Source organism: Ruegeria sp. YTSA168, from assembly GCF_059610045.1.
Window position 1 is genome coordinate 642,633 of record NZ_JBXWMW010000001.1, and the last position, 18,777, is coordinate 661,409.

Consider the following 18,777-nt stretch of genomic DNA (forward strand, 5'->3'; position numbering starts at 1 on the left):
TTCTAGCATCCCCTGCCCGTCACCAGCTTACAACCACTGGCCCTTGATCGTCTGACGATAAATCTGGCTGAGCCAGTTGTTGCCACGGCTCTTCAGATCCAATCCGCGCGAGGTCAGCAGCTTGTAGGCATCGTCATACCATTCTGAAGATTGGTAGTTATATCCCAGGATCGCACCAGCGGTCTGCGCCTCATCAAACAGGCCCAGAGACAAATAAGCTTCGACCAGACGATACAGGGCTTCGGCTGTATGGGACGTAGTCTGAAAATCCTCAACCACGACGCGGAATCGGTTGATGGCGGCGACATAGTGATCCTGGCGCAGATAATACCGCCCGATCTCCATTTCCTTGCCTGCGAGATGATCAAAGGCCAGATCGAACTTCAACACCGCTGAAGTGGCGTATTCGCTGTCAGGATAAACCTCAATCACGGTCCGCAGAGCTTGCAACGCCTGAAAGGTCAGACCCTGATCACGACCCACTTCGTCGATCTGATCATAGTAGCTGAGCGCCAGCAGATACTGCGCATAGGCGGCATCTTCATCCGTGGGGTAGAAATCGATATAGCGCTGTGCAGCGGCGCGGCTTTCTTCGTAGTTCTTGTCGGAATGGAACGAAAACGCCTGCATGATCAGCGCGCGTTTTGCCCAGTCGGAATAGGGATAAAGACGTTCAACTTCCGAGAAATACCAAGCCGCATCATCCGAGCGATTCTGAGACAGTTCGTATTCACCACGGGTATAGATTTGCTCGGGCGTGAAGCCTTCGAGGTTCTCATCGCGGTCTGCGCCTTTGTTGCCGCATGCCGTCAAAACTGCTGCCAGAAGAATCGCACCTGCGAACCTGACTGCCGCTTTGCTGCCAACCATACCGCCCATCCTTGTCATCTTACTTACCGGGGTTCGCCCCGAATTGAGCCTTGGTCTAGCATAGATATTTCCGGTGCAAAACGCCTTATGCACCCTCTGTCGCAAATGTCGTCAAAGGTGAGCGGCTCAGGCCACCGCCGGAATCTCTTGCTGAACCAGACCTTGACCCGGCAAGCGCGCGGCCTGCTCTGAGGTGCACAGGATCGGACGCACGGCGCCCGGCGTTTCAAACAGCTTCCGCAGCAGCGTGTTGGTCATCGAATGGCCGGATTTTTCGCCGGTGAAATGGCCCAGAATCGGCCCACCGGCCAGATACAGGTCACCCAGAGCGTCCAGCATCTTGTGACGTACCGCCTCATCAGAATGGCGGAAACCACCCGGTGTCAGCACTTCTTCGCCCTGCACCACGACAGCATTTTCAAGTGTACCACCCAAAGCCAACCCGTTTTCACGCATCGCTTCGACATCGGTCCGACGACAGAACGTACGGCTGTCACTCAGCTCGCGCACGAACGAGCCGTTGCGCATATCCAGCGTCTTGGTCTGGCTGCCGATTGCGTCATCTTCAAAGTCGATGTGGAAATCGATGATCAGGCCATCCGCCGGTGCGATTGTTGCACTTGCGCCTTCGCGGGACGCGGTCACGGGCTTGAGCACTTCGTAAGCCAGAACCGGGCTGGCCTGACGGCGCACGCCCTTAGCCATGATGCCCCGCACGAAATCAATCGACGAGCCATCCATGATTGGAACCTCGGGGCCGTCAATCTCGATCAGCGCGTTGTGAACACCACAGCCTGCCAGCGCGGCCATGATATGTTCCACTGTTGAAACCGACACGCCCGCATCGTTCACCAAGCGGGTACAGAGCGGTGTCCGCTCGACCACATCATAGATGGCAGGGATCAGCGCATTGCCCAACTCAATATCCGTCCGCTTGAACCAGATCCCATGACCTGCCGCAGCAGGTTTCAGAACCATAACGACAGGCTGACCGCCATGCAGTCCGACGCCGTTAAACGTAACCGGAGATTTGAGCGTATGTTGCAAATTGGGCCTCAGCGAGTGGTGTCCAGCCTGTGACAGCTGTGTTGGCCACTCAGTTAAGGAAGCACGGGTCTATGCTCAACTCACTCTTTGTAACTGAATGAAACATCAATGTGACAGATCGGCAAAACCCTGCTTATCCCCCCATATCCACCTGTTTACAAACGAAAAAGGGCCGCACTTGGGCGACCCTTTGCATTCATTTTGTTACCGCGATCAGTTGGCTTGACGGCGCAAGAAAGCCGGAATTTCGATCCGATCCTGATCGGGATCAGCCTCTTCATGGGCAGGTGCCGTTGCGTCAACCTGGCGCATCGCAGGCTGCTGACGGGCTGGCTGAGACGGCGTGTCTGCTGCATGTCCGGTCATCCGATCGATCAGCCGGTTGAAGCCAAAGCGCGAGCGTTCCTCGGTCTCAGCCTGCGCCTGAGGTGCGGGTTCCTGAGGCCGGGTTGCCGTCAGACGCTGCGCCGAAGAGGGTACGTTCTGAACAGCGGCCTGCAACCGTTGCAACGCTTCTGGCGAAGGTGTTCCTGCGGGTTCTGGCTGCGGCGCTACATAGCTTTCGGGGGTCTGCTCGAAATGCTCTGGCTGCGGCTCAAACTCGGCGACCCGAGGCTGATAGGCTGGCGGCGGCAGGCCATCATCCTCCTGCTGGAACCGGGCTGCCGGGTCTTCCGCGGTTTCGAACAAGGTCGGCTCGCGGTTTTCGACCATCTCAGGTGCAGGTTCCGCTACTTCAGCCGCAACAGGCGCTGCTTCCACTGCTGGTTCTTCTGCAGATACGGTACGGGTCAGCGGCTCTGACATCGAGCGGCGCGCAACCGGAACCTCTGTGGTTTTTTCGGTGGCGTCGATACCAGTCGCCACGACCGAAACGCGCATACCGCCTTCCATCGCTGTGTCTAGCGTCGAGCCGACAATGATATTGGCCTCAGGGTCCACTTCCTCGCGGATGCGGTTCGCGGCCTCGTCCAGTTCGAACAGGGTCAGGTCGTGCGAACCGGTAATGTTGATCAGTACGCCCTTGGCACCCTTCAGGCTGATTTCATCCAGCAGCGGGTTGGCAATGGCCTTCTCGGCCGCCTGGATGGCACGGTCTTCGCCTGTGGCCTCGCCTGTACCCATCATCGCCTTGCCCATCTCGTCCATCACAGCGCGGACATCGGCGAAGTCGAGGTTGATCAGGCCCGGGCGCACCATCAGGTCGGTCACACCTTTGACGCCCTGATACAGAACGTCATCAGCCATCGAGAAGGCTTCGGTGAAGGTGGTTTTTTCGTTGGCCAGACGGAACAGATTCTGGTTCGGAATGATGATCAGCGTATCGACGACCTTTTGCAGCGATTCAACGCCATCTTCAGCCTGACGCATCCGCTTGGCGCCTTCGAACTGGAAGGGCTTGGTGACAACACCAACGGTCAGTACGCCCAGTTCCCGCGCGGCCTGCGCGATGATCGGCGCGGCCCCGGTACCGGTGCCCCCGCCCATACCGGCGGTGATAAAGCACATATGCGCGCCGGCCAGATGATCAACGATCTGCTCGATGCTTTCTTCGGCAGCGGCGGCCCCTACCGTCGGACGGGCCCCAGCCCCCAGACCTTCTGTGACTTTCACACCCAGTTGCACCCGCGACGACGAATGGCTTTGCTGCAGTGCCTGGGCGTCGGTGTTGGCAACTACAAAATCAACGCCGTCCAATTGCTTTTCAATCATGTTGTTGACTGCGTTGCCACCCGCACCGCCAACACCAAATACTGTAATCCGAGGCTTCAGTTCGTCGTGCCCGGGCATCGAAAGGTTCAATGTCATGCTCTGTCCGCCTGTATTTTTGTCCCGCCAAAGCGGTGTTTTTCTTACCTATCCTTGTTCGATTCTATCGTTGTGATGCGCAAAGGTCACGCTAAAAATCGCGAATTCCCACAAAATATGGAGGAAATGAGGCACTATCCGGCGGTATTTCGCACTACCCGCGAAATCTAGCGGATTGCCTTAAGGATGCCACAAGTCAGGCGAAATTAACGCGACGCCTCTCAGCTCACGGGTGGGTCGAATTCCCAGGTTCACAGGGCGGAAAACTGCTCATGGTCCTGCCGCCGGGCCTCTGACGGGCCTTGTGGATATCTTTATGGATAAATCTCAGCGCTGCAACCGGTTTCTTTAGCTGATGGGCGCGTTGGGGCAGTTCAAACTTGTTTCAGATATGTTTCGCGTTTCCTGAATCTCACCATCCGAAAATGAGGCCAGTCGCACCATCAGACGGTCCTGATAAAGGAACGGCCACCAACAAACAGGCACCCCGTCCGCGTCATTGTCATACAGAAAACAAATCTGACCGTCGGGCGTGGTGATCTGACCATAGACGCAGCCGCGCCCTTCTTCCCGCCAGACCGAGGTTCGGTGATTCAGAAACTCTTCGGTCCCGACCAGATCGCCGCTGCGAATCTCGTAGAACATGACGGTTTTGCCAACAACGGCATCCAGAAAGGCTTCGGGCGTTATCCGGGTCTGAGCCGCGGCAGCGCCCGACCACAGCGTCAGAGCGGAAAGGCCGAGAACCTTACCAATTGTCACGGAACCACCGGACGGCGCGTTTGAACGGACGCGCGGCATAGGTGTCGACCGGAATTTCGAAATCCCACCATTCGTCCTGCGGATGGGCCGCAAACAAGCTGAGCCCCACGGCAGACGAAAAGCCCGGCCCCGTTGCCGATTGCGGCAAGCCGTGAACGCGCAGTGGGCGGCCCAGGCGCACGCGCTGACCCAGGATGCGTGTGGCCAGCCCATCCAGCCCCATGATTTGACTGCCGCCGCCAGTGAGAACGATTTGCTGGCTCGGCATATGCTCAAAGCCTGCTGCATCCAAACGCACGCGTACCTCTTCCAGGATTTCCTCTACGCGGGGGCGCATGATGCCGATCAACTCGGCCCGGCTGACAGTGCGGCGATCATGCTCCCAATCGCCAGTGTCCCCCCCGATATCGATCAGGTCCCGATCATCGGCCCCGGTCGCGTGGACACCACCATTGAAGGTTTTGATCCGCTCGGCTACGGCCGCCGGTACGCCCAGCCCCATTGAGATATCAGCGGTCACGTGATCCCCACCCATGCGTACGCAATCGGCATAAATCATGTGCTTCTTCATAAAGATCGACACGCTGGTGGTGCCACCGCCCATGTCAATACAGGCCGCACCCAGCTCCTGCTCGTCTTCAACCAATGCCGAAATACCCGACACATAGGCCGAGTTCGCAATACCGGCCAGTTCAAGATCACAGCGCTTGATACAGCGCACAATGTTCTGGATCGCGACCGCATCGACAGTCAGCATGTGCATATCAACGGCCAGGCTTTGACCCAGTTGCCCACGCGGATCGATCAGGCCCGAGCGGTTATCCAACGCAAAGTTCACAGGCTGCGCATGCAACACCTCGCGCCCTGCCCCATAATCCGGAACGTCGCAAGCGTTGAGCACGCGACCCACCTCTGCCTCGGTCACCAACTGGCCTTCCAGATCAACCTGAGCGTCCAGACCGTAAGACCGCGGATTTGCGCCCGAGAAACAGGCAATCACATGATCAACGCGAATATCGGCCATTTTCTGTGCTGCTTGCAGGGCGGTTCGGATGGCCCGCTCAGTTTCCTGCATGGCGGTGACTTCGCCGAACTGTACCCCACGCGAACGCGTCGTGGCGGCACCGATGACGCGGAACCCGGTCTGACCCGCCATGGATCCGATCGTGTTATCCTCTTGCAGGCGACCCGTTCCGTCAAAGCGCAGCACCAGGCAGGCAATCTTGGAACTGCCCACATCCAGAATGGCTATGACACCCCGCTGCATCGCTTGTCTGCGCATCTGCCGCATGGCGCGTTGGGACTGATAAAGATCGGTCATCATGGTCGTTACTGCCCGCTACTCACGTCTGTTTTTGTGTTCCACCAGTCTTCGCTGGCGGCTTTGGTCATTCTGACCGTGGGACGCTGCCCAAGGCGCATGTCGACGGTGGCGACATCGCGCTCCAAAAGGTCTTGCACTTCATTGACTGCCAATACCCGCTCAAGCGCGCGCACCGGACGCTCGGTCGGCAGCATGATGCGCTGGCCGCGATCCAGAACCAGATCCCAGCGCCGTTCGCCCATGCGCACAAGCCCGCGCACCCGCGTGCCAAGACTGCGCGCGGTCCGGAAAAGTTCCAACGCTTCGGCAACGTGCAGGTCCGCGCCCTCGCCCGCGATCAGCGGCAGATCAACATGATCCTTGCGCGAGGCGATCTGATCGACATGAACCCCGGCTTCATCCAGCAGTTCAATGCCGTTCCGGGTGCGCCAGACAATGACGGGATGACGTTCGATCACATCGACCTGCAATATGCCGCCGGGCCGGATGCGCACGGTGGCCGTTTTCACCGGGTCCAACCCTATGATCGTGTCGCGCATCTGCTCGACATCCAGATCCCAAGAACTGATCGGGAAATCCAACGGCACGACCTCGCGGATATCCTCAGCAAGGCTTGATCCTGCACCATCGATGGCCATCAGGTTGACCATAAATTCCGGACGTTCCTGAATCGAAGTGCGAATGTCGGCGATGTAGGTACTGACCGCCTCTCGCCGATCGGCAGAGGCAAAGTAAAGTCCCACACCCGCAACGGCCGCACAAATTGGTAACCCAAGTTTAACACCCAACCGAATGCCCGGCGTCAGCATCCACCGCTGGAACCGATAGCTTAGCCGCGAAGGCGCCGGGTCAGAGCCGCGCGGTTTACGCCCAAACAGCCGCGCCCCGCGCAGACGCAAGACGGGGTCCACTTCATGCGTTTCTGTATCTGCAGAGTCGAAATCCGCATCCGGCCCTGCAACGGCCTTGGTCCGGTGGATCACCGGCGCGCGGGTGGCGCTCAGCGGTCGCATGAGGCGTCCTCCACCATCCAGACGCACAGCTGGCCGAATGTCATGCCGCAATACTCACCCTGTTCAGGGACCAGCGAGGTGGGCGTCATCCCAGGCTGAGTATTGGTTTCCAGCAATGCCAGACCATCAGCGCCTTTGACGTCATCCCAACGGAAATCGGTCCGACTCACGCCTTTGCAACCAAGAATATTGTGGGCGCGCAGGGCATAGTCCATGCACAGGTCGAAAATCTCAGCCGGGATCTCAGCCGGCAAAACGTGCCACGAGCCGCCGGGCTTATACTTGGCGTCGTAATCATACCAGCCATCAGTCATGATCTCGGTCACAGTCAGGGCGCGGTCGCCCATGACGGTCACGGTCAGCTCTCGACCGGCCACATATTGCTCGACCATCACCTCATCTGGCATGTCGTCGGATAGCTGTGGCGGGCCGTTTGCGTCCTCGTGCACCAGATAGATGCCGACGCTTGAGCCTTCATTGTTGGGCTTGACCACATAAGGCGGCGCCATCACATGATCGGCCATCACATCGCGCTTGGGCGCGATAATGCTGTCTGCAATGGGTAGGCCGTTTATGCGAAACGCCTCTTTGCTGCGCTGCTTGTCCATTGCAAGGGCCGAGGCCAAAACGCCGGAATGCGTGTATGGGATTTGCATCCACTCCAACAGACCTTGCACACAGCCATCTTCACCCCAACGGCCGTGCAGGGCGTTGAACACCACATCCGGCTTAATCTCCATCAGGCGCGCATAGAGGTCCGGACCTGCGTCCAGTTCGACCACGTCAATGCCTTCTCCCACAAGGGCGGCCGCGCATTCGCGCCCAGAGCTGAGAGACACCTCGCGTTCAGCCGAGGGGCCACCCATCAATACCGCCACTTTGGGGTTTGTCCTGCTCGACATACCCAATGTGCGCCTCAATGTCCCCGGACCTTATGTGGTGGTCCGTAATGTGTTTATGCCTTTGTTCCGTCGCCTGAATTTGCCTGTTTTGGTCTGACGGTTGGGGCTTTATTCTGTCAGCGGATCACCGACCCGCATGATTTCCCACTCTAGCGTGATGCCACTTGTTTCGTAAACCTTTTTTCGTACCTCCTCGCCCAGACCTTCAAGGTCAGCCGCAGTGGCGGTTCCGGTATTGATCATGAAATTCGAGTGTTTGGGACTCATCTGCGCACCACCTTTGGTCGCGCCACGCATCCCGGCATCATCGATCACCTTCCACGCTTTCAGGTCGTGCACGTCATCCTCTCTTCCAGTCGAGGAGAACCCGGCAGGATTGCGGAACGTGGACCCGGCGCTGCGATCTTTAGTGGGCTGCGTTTCATCACGCTTTTGCAATTGCGCCGCCATTCTTGCATGCAGGTCTTCTGGATCGCCGGTCGGCCCCTCAAAAGTGGCCGAGATCAGAACCGCGCCCTCGGGCAGATCGGACTGGCGATAGCGGAAGTTCAGGTCGTCCGGGGTCAGATCAACAAGCTCACCCTGCCGGGTTACGACCGTCGCCTTGCGCAGAACATCCGCTGTGTAACTGCCATAGCAGCCCGCGTTCATCCGTACTGCTCCACCTATGGAACCAGGGATAGTTCGCAGAAACGTCAAATCAACACCCTCGTCCGCCGCTTTGCGCGCAACATGCGCATCCAGCGCAGCTGCACCTGCGGTGACCGTGTGGCCCTCAACTGAAATCCCATTGAACCCGCGCCCCAGCCGGATCACGACGGCCCGCAAGCCACCGTCACGCACGATCAGGTTGGAGCCGACGCCCATAGGGAAGACCGGCACATCTTCGGGTAGCTCACGCAGGAATGCCTGCAAATCCTCAAGATCGGCAGGTTGAAACAAGAAATCGGCCGGACCGCCAACACGCAGCCAAGTCAAATCGTTCAGGTAGCGGTTTTCGGTGAGTTTGCCGCGCAGCGTGAGTGAAGAAAGTGTCATTCGCATCTTCTATAGCTGGCACAGGTAGATGTCATCCATCGTAAGACGCTAAATTCAACGTTTTCTGTTTGTCCACTTGATTGCGCCAAACAGGCCGCCAAGAACTGCGCCAAAAAGCGCCGGCGCAAACAGCGTAAACAGTAGAACGAAGCGTCGATAATCGTCTTTTTGCGGCGCGCCGGAACTGTCGTAGGTAAACAAATACGCGACACTCAAAGCCAGTACTACGATCAAACACACTGCAAGCCAAAGCAGACCGTTCTTTGAAAGGAAGTGCATTGACGCTGTAGCAACAAGAAAGGACAAAACGGCAATTAGACCGAAAGCAATTAATACTGCATTCACTGCGGATTACGTCCCAAACGACGCACCCACCGCCCCAAATAGATCACCGGCCAGCGTAGCATGGACATGCCCGCAGCCAAAACCAACAACCCAATCCATGGGCCGTTCTCATAGGTAACATAGCCTAGGATCGGAATGCCCACTGCGATCAGGATATAGGCGCGCGTCCAATGGTTGTCCTTGCTGGGGATCATGGCCAACAGGTTGGCGGCAATGCCCCACAAGGCGGCCAGGGCAAGCGACCAGCTCATTCCCTCACCTCCCGCCCTGACCATTTGCGCCAGAAATGGCGGATGGGATTGCGAAACATCGAAACAAAGCCGCCAAAGGCGAAAACCGACCAGAACCAACCATGATCATAGCCCAGCCAGACAATCAGGATCGGTGCGCAGATCAGCAGGGTGACACCCGGAGGGAATTGCAGCCGCATAGGCAACAACGCCACAAGAGTGGCGCAGATCACCCAGATCGCTGCAAAGATCATTGAATAGTCCATGCGCCCCCTCCGAGGACTCGCGGTAACTGAGGTTATTGTATCACACTTTCAGGTTGTGCTGCAAATGAGGATTGACGTCAAACCGTTTGTTTTCTTTGCAATCTCTCAGGCAACCCATTCGCCCAGGCGCTGATCGTACCGGCGCCAAGACAGACGACCATGTCCCCAGGCCGCGCCTGTTCGCGCACAAGGCGTTCAAGATCGTCCTCGTCCAACAAGGCCCGGGCGTGTCGATGCCCGTGGCGGATCAGCCCCTGCACCAGATCATCGCGGGATGCCCCTTCGATCGGGTCTTCTCCAGCCGCGAAGATATCAGCGATCGCCACCACATCCGCGTCATTGAAGCAGGTGCAAAAATCATCGAACAGATTGGAGAGGCGCGAGTAGCGATGCGGCTGGTGCACGGCAATCACGCGTCCCTCAGTCGCCTGACGCGCAGCTTTCAGCACTGCGGCGATTTCGACCGGGTGGTGGCCATAGTCGTCGATGATGGTGACGCCATCAATCTCTCCGACCTTGGTGAAACGCCGGTTCACGCCGCCGAAATTGGCCAGCGCCTCGCGGATTTCAGAGGTTTTCATACCCAGATGGCGGGCAACAGCCACTGCAGACAGCGCGTTCGAGACGTTGTGGTCGCCCGGCATAGGCAAAGTGCAACCTTCGATCACCTTGTCTTCGTATTGTAGGTGAATATCAAAATGCGCGACGCCGCCTTTGTAGGTCAGGTTCAATGCCCGCACATCGGCCTGAGCGTTGAACCCATAGGTGCGCACGCGGCGATCTGTGATGCGCCCAACCAAAGCCTGAACCTCGGCATGATCCGTGCAGCACACAGCCAGTCCGTAGAACGGCAGGTTCGAGACGAATTCATAGAACCCATCGCGCAGCGTGTCGAAATCGCCCCAATGCTCCATATGTTCGGGGTCGATATTGGTGACGATGGCGATAGTAGCAGGTAGGCGGTTGAACGAACCGTCGGATTCGTCCGCCTCGACCACCATCCATTCGCCCTGCCCCATCCGGGCGTTCGAGCCATAGGCGTGGATGATGCCGCCATTAATCACGGTCGGGTCAAACTCTCCGGCCACCATTAGCTCAGCCATCATTGTGGTCGTAGTCGTCTTACCGTGCGTCCCGGCAATGGCTATGTTCGACCGCAGCCGCATCAGTTCCGCCAGCATGTCAGCGCGACGGACAACCGGCAGACCCTGCGCGCGCGCCTCATCCAGTTCCGGATTTCCCGGCTTGATCGCGGTTGAGGTGACAACCACGGCAGCGTCTTTCAGGTTTTCGGCCTTTTGACCCACGAATATCTCGGCCCCCAGCGAAGCCAACCTTTCGGTGATCTTCGACGCCTTCAGGTCAGAACCCTGCACCTGATACCCGAGGTTCAGCAACACCTCGGCGATGCCCGACATCCCGATCCCGCCGATCCCAACGAAATGGATCGGCCCGACATCCTGCGGCAGTTTGGTTGCTGGGGTCATGTGGTCTCCTTCTGCGCCAATTGCTCGACCAGGGCGACCAGACGCTCGGTGGCGTCGGGGGTTCCGACCGACAAGGCGGCATGGGCCATTTTCTGTGCGGCTTCAGGGTTCGTCAAAACCGTGCTCATTTGCTCGGTCAGCGCGGCAACGTCAAGTGCCTTTTCGGGGATCATGATCGCCCCGCCCGCCTGTACCAACCCTCGGGCATTGGCGGTCTGGTGATCTCCTGCGGCGGCGGCAAACGGGATCAGGATCGACGGGCGGCCGATGACCGAGATATCGGCCACGCTGGATGCGCCCGAACGGCTGATCACCAGTTGCGCATCTGACATACGACGTGGCACGTCATCAAAAAACGGCTGAACATCCGCACGAATGCCGTGCTCGTTGTAAAAGGCCGTGACGCGTGCACCGTCTTCATCCCGCGCCTGATGTGAGACGCGGATATGAGCACGGATGTCTTCGGGTAGCGCCGCAATGGATTCTGGCACCACGTCACTGAGAATTCGGGCACCTTGCGAGCCACCCATGACAAGGATCGACATCGGGTAATCGCCGGGGGGAATATACCCCGCTGCGGCGCGATCCAATACGGCCGCTCTGACGGGGTTTCCGGTGTGAACGCCATGTGCGCCTTCGGGCAGGTCCGTGGGCCAGACACCGCAGGCCACTTGTGAAACGCGCGTGGCAAACAGCTGGTTCACTCGGCCCAGCACCCCGTTTTGCTCATGGATCATGCGTGGTAGTTTCAGCATCACCGCCGCACCCAGCGCCGGGATCGAAGGGTAACCGCCGAAGCCCACGACCACATCCGGTTTGTCCCGCATCATCTGAAACGTCATGCTGGCGACGCCACCAGCAATCTTAGGGCCGACCAGTGCCTTAGCCGCCAAACCGCCTCGCGCGAAAGTGGCCGACGAGGATTCGACAATCTCGGTTGTGTGCGGGAAGCCGCCGATATAGCGGGCACCACGAGCATCCGTAGACAGGCGTACCCGCCAACCTTTGTGCAACATCGCCTCCGCCAGGGCTTGCGCCGGGAACATATGCCCCCCGGTGCCGCCCGCCGCGATCAGTAGGTAGGGTTTGCCCATCAGCTTCGTCCGCGCAGAATATCGCCAAGTTCGCCCTGCGGGCGGGTTCGGGTGAAGGCCAGCAACATGCCAATAGCGATGCCGCCTGCAATCAGGGAAGAGCCGCCGTAGCTTACGAAGGGAAGCGTCATGCCCTTGGCGGGCAACAGGCGTACCGCGACACCCATGTTGATCATCGCCTGAACGCCAAACATGCAGGCCAGGCCGGTCCCGGCCAAACGGATGAACATATCCCGCTCGCGCATCAGCCTAAGCAGCGAGCGCACGACGATGATCGAATAGAGCGCGATGATAATTAACACCAGGATCAGGCCGTACTCCTCAGCCGCGACGGCGATGATGAAATCCGTATGCGCGTCGGGCAGAGACCACTTCACCTGCCCCTCGCCTACGCCGACGCCGAACAAACCGCCCTCGCGAATGGCATTGGTGGCATAGCCAAGCTGAGTGGTCGGATCGACCTCTTGATTCAAAAATCCGTCAATACGTCGCGCGAAATGGTCCGAGTTGGAATAAGCGAACATCCCCGCCAGAATGACCACACCTGCCATGCCAACCAGCAGCAGCATGGGGGCGCCTGCCACGAAGTACATAACGCCCCAACCAAACAGGATCAGACAGGCCTGCCCGAAATCAGGCTGCATCACCAGCATCCCAACAATCGCCATACACAGGGCAAAAGACCATAACCGCCCCGGCGGACCGTTGATTTCCTGCGATGCCGCCAGCAACCACGCGGCAACAACCACAAATCCGGGCTTGAGAAACTCGGACGGTTGCAGTGAGGCAAAGCCGAGCGAATACCAACGCACCGCCCCTTTACCGAAATCCGTGCCGAAGATTGGCAAGAAAGCGAGCGCGACAAAGGCCCCCAGAAAGCCCAACACTGCCAGACGGCGTACCAGGGTCGGCGACATCATCGAGGTCAGCAACATCGCAATCAGCGCCAGCCCACCGAACAGCACCTGCCGTTCGACATAGTGAAACGGATCGAATCCGTTGCGCCCTGCCAGTGGCGGCGAAGATGCCAGCCCCAACAATAGCCCGATGACAAACAGGATCAGAACGCAGGACATCGTCCAGCGATCAATCGTGCGCCACCACTTTGGTAGAATCGGTTCGCCGCGCTGGTCCTGGACCGCGCCATACACCATCTCAGTCATGAGATACCGCCACTTACTGCCTCGTTAACGCCCCGTTTTCGGGGTCTGGGTCTAAGTGTACAGAGATTTTGGGGATTGGGCTAGGGAAATGAGGTTTCAAATGAAATGAACTTGAGCGACAACCGAGCCGGAGCTTCTCCCGAGTTTGGATACCAGTGTAACATACCGATATGAAACACAACCTGTTGCACAGCATAGCACATAACTTCACTGACTCATTGGCCGGAGGCCTTAGTTTCGTTGTGCCCCACCATGTGATTTCGACCTCAGTGTTCGCTGAGGCCGCCAGCACGAATGATGGGTATTTCGTAGCGGATTTTCTTACCGGACGAGTTCACGACACGTTGCTGGATGACGAAATGGCGACCATTATTCCGCTCTACAAGGGCGCGTTTCCGGGTTTCTGCGAGAAGCACCAAGTGAACTACTCTGACTATACGGCATTTCTCGTGCGCTTTATCTCTCAAACAAGCGGAAACAAATACGTGGTCACAATCGAAGACCGCAACGGACGTAGGTCATCCAGAGAGTATTCAGGCTACAACGGGAAACGCGCGGAAGTACACGACGATCTAGGGCGGCGCAGACCTAAGTTGCTTCCGACTCCTCTGGATTAACAGCAATTAGCCGACTTAGTCTTGAACCTATTCATTTTCTCGACTTCGTATCGCGGGGCATAGGTGCTTGCTTTCTGGTCAAAAGCCCGCCATCCCCCGCCCATGACCTACGACACGATCATACTGGGAGCTGGAGCGGCTGGCATGATGTGCGCAACCGAGTGCGGTGGCCACGTTCTGGTGATCGATCACGCGAAAGCGCCGGGTGAGAAAATCCGCATTTCGGGCGGCGGGCGCTGCAATTTCACTAATATGCATGCGGGGGCGGGAAACTTCCTGTCCAAGAACCCACATTTCTGCAAATCCGCCCTGGCGCGATATACGCAATGGGATTTCGTCGAACTGGTCGGACGCCACAATATCGCTTGGCATGAGAAAACACTGGGGCAACTGTTCTGCGATGGGTCCTCCAAACAGATCATACAGATGCTTCTGGATGAGATGACGCGTGCGAGAGCAGAGCTGTGGGTGCGGGCAGAGCTGAAGGACCTGCGCAAGACTGAAAGTGGCTTCACGCTGGAGGTCGAGCGCGAAGGACAGCGCCGAAGCCTGACATGCTTTAATCTGGTTTTGGCCACGGGCGGCAAATCGATCCCGAAGATGGGGGCAACCGGACTGGCCTTTGATATCGCGCTGCAATTCGGGTTACGAATGACTGAAACCCGCGCAGCGCTGGTCCCGTTCACGTTTTCAGACGGGAGGTTCAAAGACCTCTCAGGCGTCTCGCTGCCCGCGCGACTGTCAAACGAGCGCACCAGTTTTGACGAAGCGCTACTGTTCACCCATCGTGGCCTAAGCGGGCCATCGGTTTTGCAACTCTCGTCCTATTGGCGCGAGGGTGAGGCAATCCGCGTGAACCTGATCCCCGATCTGCCGCTGTTCGATCTGCTGCGTGATCAACGCCAAAGCGCTGGGCGCAAGGATTTGACCACGGAACTGGCGCGTCACTTGCCGAGCAGGCTGGTCGACTATCTTAGTCAGCAGATACCAATGCAAGGCAATCTCGCCGATCAGTCTGATGCAGCGCTCAGCGATCTGAGCTCTGCCCTGTCCAACTGGCAACTGACCCCATCGGGCACCGAAGGATACCGCACGGCCGAGGTCACGCTGGGCGGGATCGATACAGATGACCTGTCTTCAAAAACGATGGAGGCCAGGGATGTCCCCGGCCTCTATGCGATTGGTGAAGCGGTGGATGTCACCGGGTGGTTGGGTGGGTACAACTTCCAATGGGCGTGGTCCTCGGGCCACGCCGCCGGAACCGCTATCGCGAGCCGCTCGTTTTGACGATCAGCCCTTAGCCGACGACGTTGTATCCACGCCCGCGCATGCAGTTGCGCACGATAACCTCTTGATTTTGAGTATTCTGCAACGCGCTTGCGCCTGCGCCAATCAGGGCACCGGCAACAGCAGCACGACCCAGATCGCTGGCACTGTCATCGATGATCGCTTTTGTACCAGCAGCGCCTGCAGCACCAATCGCCGCGGCACCCGCTGTTCTGCCATCAACGGTTGGCTGTGTTCGGGCCAGAGCCTGACACTGCGCCAGATCCGCGTTGTAGTTGGGGCCGATATTGCCATCGATAATCGGCGTGTAGTTCGCGCCCGAGCTGGCACAAGCTCCGACCAGCAGCACCGCTGGCAACACCATAAATTTCTTTCGGTTGGACATATCCGTAACCTCGTTTTCTAACGTCCTGCCAAGGCAAGACCAAATCCACTGGGGCGTCAAGTCGATAGCCCATTTGCACTGATGAACATGCGATCCATCGCAATCGTTCTATTCCGCCAGTCTTTGCAGGACATTTTCCGCAAAATCCTCACCGCGTTTCTCAAAACTATCATACTGGTCAAAACTTGCAGCAGCAGGCGCAAGCAAAATAGTATCACCCGCTTCGGCATCTGCCATTGCCTGTTCAACCGCAGCAGACATTGTTGTGCAAACCAGTGCGTCAACGTTCAATTGCATTGCAAAATTCGCAGCCTCGCGCCCAATGATGTAAGCCTTCAACACATCGGCGATTGCCTCGTTCAGAGGCGCCAACCCGCCCTCTTTCTCCAAGCCGCCACAGATCCAGCGTATGCGTTTGAACGCCCCCAGTGCCTTGACTGCACTGTCTATATTGGTGGCTTTGGAGTCGTTCACATAGGTCACGCCCTGCGCCTCAGCAATGATCTGGCTGCGATGCGGCAGGCCCGGATAGCTATGCAGCGCGTCCTCGATCAGCCGAGGGGCCAAGCCCAGTGAACGGCAGGCGGCATAGGCCGCACAGGCATTCTGGTGGTTATGGGTCCCCGGCAAGCCCTTGATGGCGCGCAGGTCAATTGAACCCGCCTGCCGCCCCTTGCGGTACTCCGACAAGAACCCTTTGCGGGCAAAGACCTGCCAGCCAGGACCGGTGAGCTTACGATCGACCGAAACACGGATAACCCGGTCATCCGCTGGCCCCTCGGCCATCTGCCCGGCCAGAAACGCGCCCTCGGCTTCATCCACGCCAATGACAGCGCGATCGGGTCCACCTTCGGCAAACAGGCGTCTCTTGGCCGCGAAGTAACCGCCCATGCCGCCATGGCGGTCCAGATGATCCGGCGAAAGATTGGTGAATACGGCCACATCCGGCGTCAGCGACCGGGCCAGTTCAGTCTGATAGCTGCTGAGTTCTAGCACCACGACCGAACCATCCGTACCAGGATCAATATCCAGCACGCCCCGACCGATATTCCCGGCCAATTCGGCTGATCGTCCAGCTTCGGTCAGGATGTGATGGATCAAGGCTGCGGTGGTTGACTTCCCATTCGACCCGGTGACGGCGATCACGCGCGGTGGAGTATCAAAGTTGTTCCATTCCGGCCCTGAGAAGGAGCGAAAGAACAGGCCGATATCATTGTCCACCTGAACGCCTGCCTCCAAGGCGGCCGCAACGATAGGGTTTGGCGAGGGGTAAAGATGCGGAATACCCGGTGAGACGATCAGAGACGCGATGCCCTCGAACGCCCCATTCCGATGCAGATCGGTACAGTCGAACCCCTCGGCTTGCGCCTTCTCCCGCGCGTCCGGGTTGTCATCCCAACACATCGGCTGAGCCCCCCCCGCACGCAATGCCCGCGCAGTGGTCAGCCCGGACCGCCCCAGCCCCAGAACCGCAACTTTCTGTCCTGAAAACCCTTTGACCGGGATCATGTCGTTTGCCCTTTGTTTAGCTGTGCCTCAAACCAATCTGCCTGGGCTGCAACTGGCTTTTTCGGAACAAGCGCAGTTTGAAACCCGAGCGTTGGTAAGCGGTCGCACAAAGCCCCATACTCTTCAAGTGCGTCGGACAAGTCATGTCTTCGCTGTTCGTCTTTTACATAGATTTCGGGCCACGGCGGGAACAGATAAACGCAGTGATCGTATCCTATGCTCAGTATCTTATCCCGAATTGAACTTTCCAGATTGGCACCGGTTCGATCAAACCAAATCAAGGCGTCCAGCGCGGAACGGTCGAATAAGACCAAACCATCGGGAGCCTCGGTCACACCATCGAAAGATGTTTGGATCACTTTACGGCAAAAGGACTCGGGATTGATCCAGGGCAAACCAACTCCGCCCTGCTCTTGCTCGGCCTCGATCACCCGACGGCCCGGTTCCGCAACCGTCGCATAGCCGCGCTGCGCCATTTCCCCCAGTAAGGTGGACTTGCCACTGCCCGAACAGCCGGACAGTACAACCCGACGGTTCTTCAACGTACCTTCAACGTCGCCAGACCAATCATCGCCAGGATCAGCGAGATGATCCAGAAGCGGATCACAATTGTTGGCTCGGCCCAGCCCTTTTTCTCATAGTGGTGATGGATCGGGGCCATCAGGAACACGCGCTTGCCAGTGCGTTTGAAATAGAGGACCTGAATGATCACGCTCAGCGCCTCGACCACGAACAGACCGCCGACGACGGCCAGAACCAGCTCGTGTTTGGTGGCCACCGCGATGGCCCCCAGCGCGCCACCCAATGCCAATGATCCGGTATCACCCATGAACACGGCAGCCGGCGGGGCGTTGTACCACAGGAACCCAAGCCCCGCGCCGAACAGGGCGGAGGTGAAGATGAAGATCTCACCGGTGCCGGGCACGTAGTGCACATCCAGATATTCGGTAAAGTCGACCCGGCCCACTGCATAGGCAATGATCCCAAGCGTCGAGGCCGCGATCATAGCGGGCATGATGGCCAAGCCGTCCAATCCGTCGGTCAGGTTCACCGCATTCGCGGCCCCCACGATCACGACGATAGCGAACGGGATATAGAAGATCCCAAGGTTGACCAGAGTATCCTTGAAAACTGGCACGGCAAGCTGGTTCTGCAGCATCTCTGGGTGATGCAAAGTGGCCCAAAACGACGCAAGCACGGCGATGATGACACCCAAGGCCAGCCGCATCCTACCCGAAACGCCCTTGGTATTCTGCTTTGAAACCTTTGCGTAGTCATCGGCAAAACCAATGGCCGCATAAGCCAAAGTCACGAACAGCACCATCCAGACATAAGGGTTGTCCCATCGTGCCCAAACGAGGGTCGAAGTGACCAGAGCACCAACGATGAGCAACCCGCCCATGGTGGGCGTTCCGGCCTTGGAAAAATGCCCCTCGGGCCCGTCATCACGGATCGGTTGGCCTTTGCCCTGCTTGCGACGCAGCACGTTGATCAAGGGTTTGCCGAAGATGAAGCCAAAGATCAGCGCCGTTAGAAAGGCGCCGCCTGCGCGGAAGGTGATGTAGCGGAAGAGGTTCCAGAAATCCCCTCCGTCCGACAAGGCGGTCAACCAATACAGCATTACAAAAC

General features: G+C 58.1%; 20 protein-coding genes. 2 read left to right on the forward strand and 18 right to left on the reverse strand.

What is annotated here, in order from left to right; genetic code table 11:
- Nucleotides 1–27 precede the first annotated feature (27 nt).
- The 14 genes from AC2FFE_RS03225 to ftsW all read right to left on the reverse strand — a co-directional run bounded on the left by AC2FFE_RS03225 (nucleotide 28) and on the right by ftsW (nucleotide 13,350).
- Complete coding sequence (locus AC2FFE_RS03225) at nucleotides 28–870, reverse strand: outer membrane protein assembly factor BamD (RefSeq protein WP_496845818.1); 843 nt, start codon at nucleotides 868–870, stop codon at nucleotides 28–30.
- Between the two features lie 126 nt (nucleotides 871–996).
- On the reverse strand, nucleotides 997–1,917 hold the full coding sequence (gene lpxC, locus AC2FFE_RS03230) for a UDP-3-O-acyl-N-acetylglucosamine deacetylase (RefSeq protein ID WP_496819365.1): 921 nt from the start codon (nucleotides 1,915–1,917) through the stop codon (nucleotides 997–999).
- Between the two features lie 213 nt (nucleotides 1,918–2,130).
- Nucleotides 2,131–3,726, reverse strand: a complete 1,596-nt coding sequence (ftsZ, locus tag AC2FFE_RS03235; RefSeq protein ID WP_496819366.1) for a cell division protein FtsZ — start codon at nucleotides 3,724–3,726, stop codon at nucleotides 2,131–2,133.
- 348 nt (nucleotides 3,727–4,074) lie between these two features.
- Nucleotides 4,075–4,488 (reverse strand): hypothetical protein, encoded by a 414-nt coding sequence (locus AC2FFE_RS03240; RefSeq protein ID WP_496845819.1) that lies wholly within the window; start codon nucleotides 4,486–4,488, stop codon nucleotides 4,075–4,077.
- A complete protein-coding gene (gene ftsA, locus AC2FFE_RS03245; protein WP_496845894.1) occupies nucleotides 4,475–5,809 on the reverse strand; it encodes a cell division protein FtsA in 1,335 nt (444 codons plus the stop codon). The genes AC2FFE_RS03240 and ftsA overlap by 14 nt, the downstream gene beginning before the upstream one ends.
- A gap of 8 nt (nucleotides 5,810–5,817) precedes the next feature.
- Nucleotides 5,818–6,825: a cell division protein FtsQ/DivIB gene (locus tag AC2FFE_RS03250; protein ID WP_496845820.1), complete on the reverse strand. Its 1,008-nt coding sequence runs from the start codon at nucleotides 6,823–6,825 to the stop codon at nucleotides 5,818–5,820.
- The gene (locus AC2FFE_RS03255; protein WP_496845821.1) at nucleotides 6,813–7,727 is read right to left on the reverse strand and encodes a D-alanine--D-alanine ligase; all 915 of its coding nucleotides are present in this window, start codon (nucleotides 7,725–7,727) and stop codon (nucleotides 6,813–6,815) included. The genes AC2FFE_RS03250 and AC2FFE_RS03255 overlap by 13 nt, the downstream gene beginning before the upstream one ends.
- A 108-nt stretch (nucleotides 7,728–7,835) precedes the next feature.
- Complete coding sequence (gene murB, locus AC2FFE_RS03260) at nucleotides 7,836–8,765, reverse strand: UDP-N-acetylmuramate dehydrogenase (RefSeq protein ID WP_496845822.1); 930 nt, start codon at nucleotides 8,763–8,765, stop codon at nucleotides 7,836–7,838.
- Between the two features lie 54 nt (nucleotides 8,766–8,819).
- Nucleotides 8,820–9,110, reverse strand: a complete 291-nt coding sequence (locus AC2FFE_RS03265) for a hypothetical protein (protein WP_496845823.1) — start codon at nucleotides 9,108–9,110, stop codon at nucleotides 8,820–8,822.
- The gene (locus tag AC2FFE_RS03270; RefSeq protein WP_496819371.1) at nucleotides 9,107–9,361 is read right to left on the reverse strand and encodes a DUF2484 family protein; all 255 of its coding nucleotides are present in this window, start codon (nucleotides 9,359–9,361) and stop codon (nucleotides 9,107–9,109) included. The genes AC2FFE_RS03265 and AC2FFE_RS03270 overlap by 4 nt, the downstream gene beginning before the upstream one ends.
- On the reverse strand, nucleotides 9,358–9,606 hold the full coding sequence (locus AC2FFE_RS03275) for a DUF2484 family protein (protein ID WP_496819372.1): 249 nt from the start codon (nucleotides 9,604–9,606) through the stop codon (nucleotides 9,358–9,360). Before AC2FFE_RS03275 ends, AC2FFE_RS03270 begins: the two co-directional genes overlap by 4 nt.
- 77 nt (nucleotides 9,607–9,683) lie before the next feature.
- Nucleotides 9,684–11,093 (reverse strand): UDP-N-acetylmuramate--L-alanine ligase, encoded by a 1,410-nt coding sequence (gene murC / locus AC2FFE_RS03280; RefSeq protein ID WP_496819373.1) that lies wholly within the window; start codon nucleotides 11,091–11,093, stop codon nucleotides 9,684–9,686.
- Nucleotides 11,090–12,187, reverse strand: a complete 1,098-nt coding sequence (locus tag AC2FFE_RS03285; protein WP_496845824.1) for a UDP-N-acetylglucosamine--N-acetylmuramyl-(pentapeptide) pyrophosphoryl-undecaprenol N-acetylglucosamine transferase — start codon at nucleotides 12,185–12,187, stop codon at nucleotides 11,090–11,092. The genes murC and AC2FFE_RS03285 overlap by 4 nt, the downstream gene beginning before the upstream one ends.
- A complete protein-coding gene (gene ftsW, locus AC2FFE_RS03290) occupies nucleotides 12,187–13,350 on the reverse strand; it encodes a putative lipid II flippase FtsW (RefSeq protein ID WP_480827691.1) in 1,164 nt (387 codons plus the stop codon). Before ftsW ends, AC2FFE_RS03285 begins: the two co-directional genes overlap by 1 nt.
- A 242-nt stretch (nucleotides 13,351–13,592) precedes the next feature.
- Here ftsW and AC2FFE_RS03295 point away from each other — a divergent pair, with 242 nt between their 5' ends.
- Together AC2FFE_RS03295 and AC2FFE_RS03300 are read left to right on the forward strand one after the other, a co-directional pair.
- Nucleotides 13,593–13,967 carry a hypothetical protein gene (locus AC2FFE_RS03295; RefSeq protein WP_496845825.1) on the forward strand — a complete coding sequence of 125 codons (375 nt, stop codon included), beginning with the start codon at nucleotides 13,593–13,595 and terminating at the stop codon, nucleotides 13,965–13,967.
- Nucleotides 13,968–14,069: 102 nt separating this feature from the next.
- Nucleotides 14,070–15,254 carry a BaiN/RdsA family NAD(P)/FAD-dependent oxidoreductase gene (locus tag AC2FFE_RS03300; RefSeq protein ID WP_496845895.1) on the forward strand — a complete coding sequence of 395 codons (1,185 nt, stop codon included), beginning with the start codon at nucleotides 14,070–14,072 and terminating at the stop codon, nucleotides 15,252–15,254.
- A 10-nt stretch (nucleotides 15,255–15,264) separates the two neighbouring features.
- Here AC2FFE_RS03300 and AC2FFE_RS03305 read toward each other — a convergent pair whose 3' ends face one another.
- From AC2FFE_RS03305 to mraY, 4 genes are all read right to left on the reverse strand, one after another.
- Nucleotides 15,265–15,639, reverse strand: coding sequence for a glycine zipper family protein (locus AC2FFE_RS03305; protein ID WP_496819377.1), 375 nt, complete (start codon nucleotides 15,637–15,639; stop codon nucleotides 15,265–15,267).
- A gap of 108 nt (nucleotides 15,640–15,747) precedes the next feature.
- Entirely contained in the window at nucleotides 15,748–17,148 is a 1,401-nt protein-coding gene (murD, locus tag AC2FFE_RS03310; protein ID WP_496845826.1) for a UDP-N-acetylmuramoyl-L-alanine--D-glutamate ligase, read from the reverse strand.
- Entirely contained in the window at nucleotides 17,145–17,690 is a 546-nt protein-coding gene (locus tag AC2FFE_RS03315; RefSeq protein ID WP_496845827.1) for an AAA family ATPase, read from the reverse strand. Before AC2FFE_RS03315 ends, murD begins: the two co-directional genes overlap by 4 nt.
- Nucleotides 17,687–18,769: a phospho-N-acetylmuramoyl-pentapeptide-transferase gene (mraY, locus tag AC2FFE_RS03320; protein WP_496819380.1), complete on the reverse strand. Its 1,083-nt coding sequence runs from the start codon at nucleotides 18,767–18,769 to the stop codon at nucleotides 17,687–17,689. The genes AC2FFE_RS03315 and mraY overlap by 4 nt, the downstream gene beginning before the upstream one ends.
- Nucleotides 18,770–18,777 lie beyond the last annotated feature (8 nt).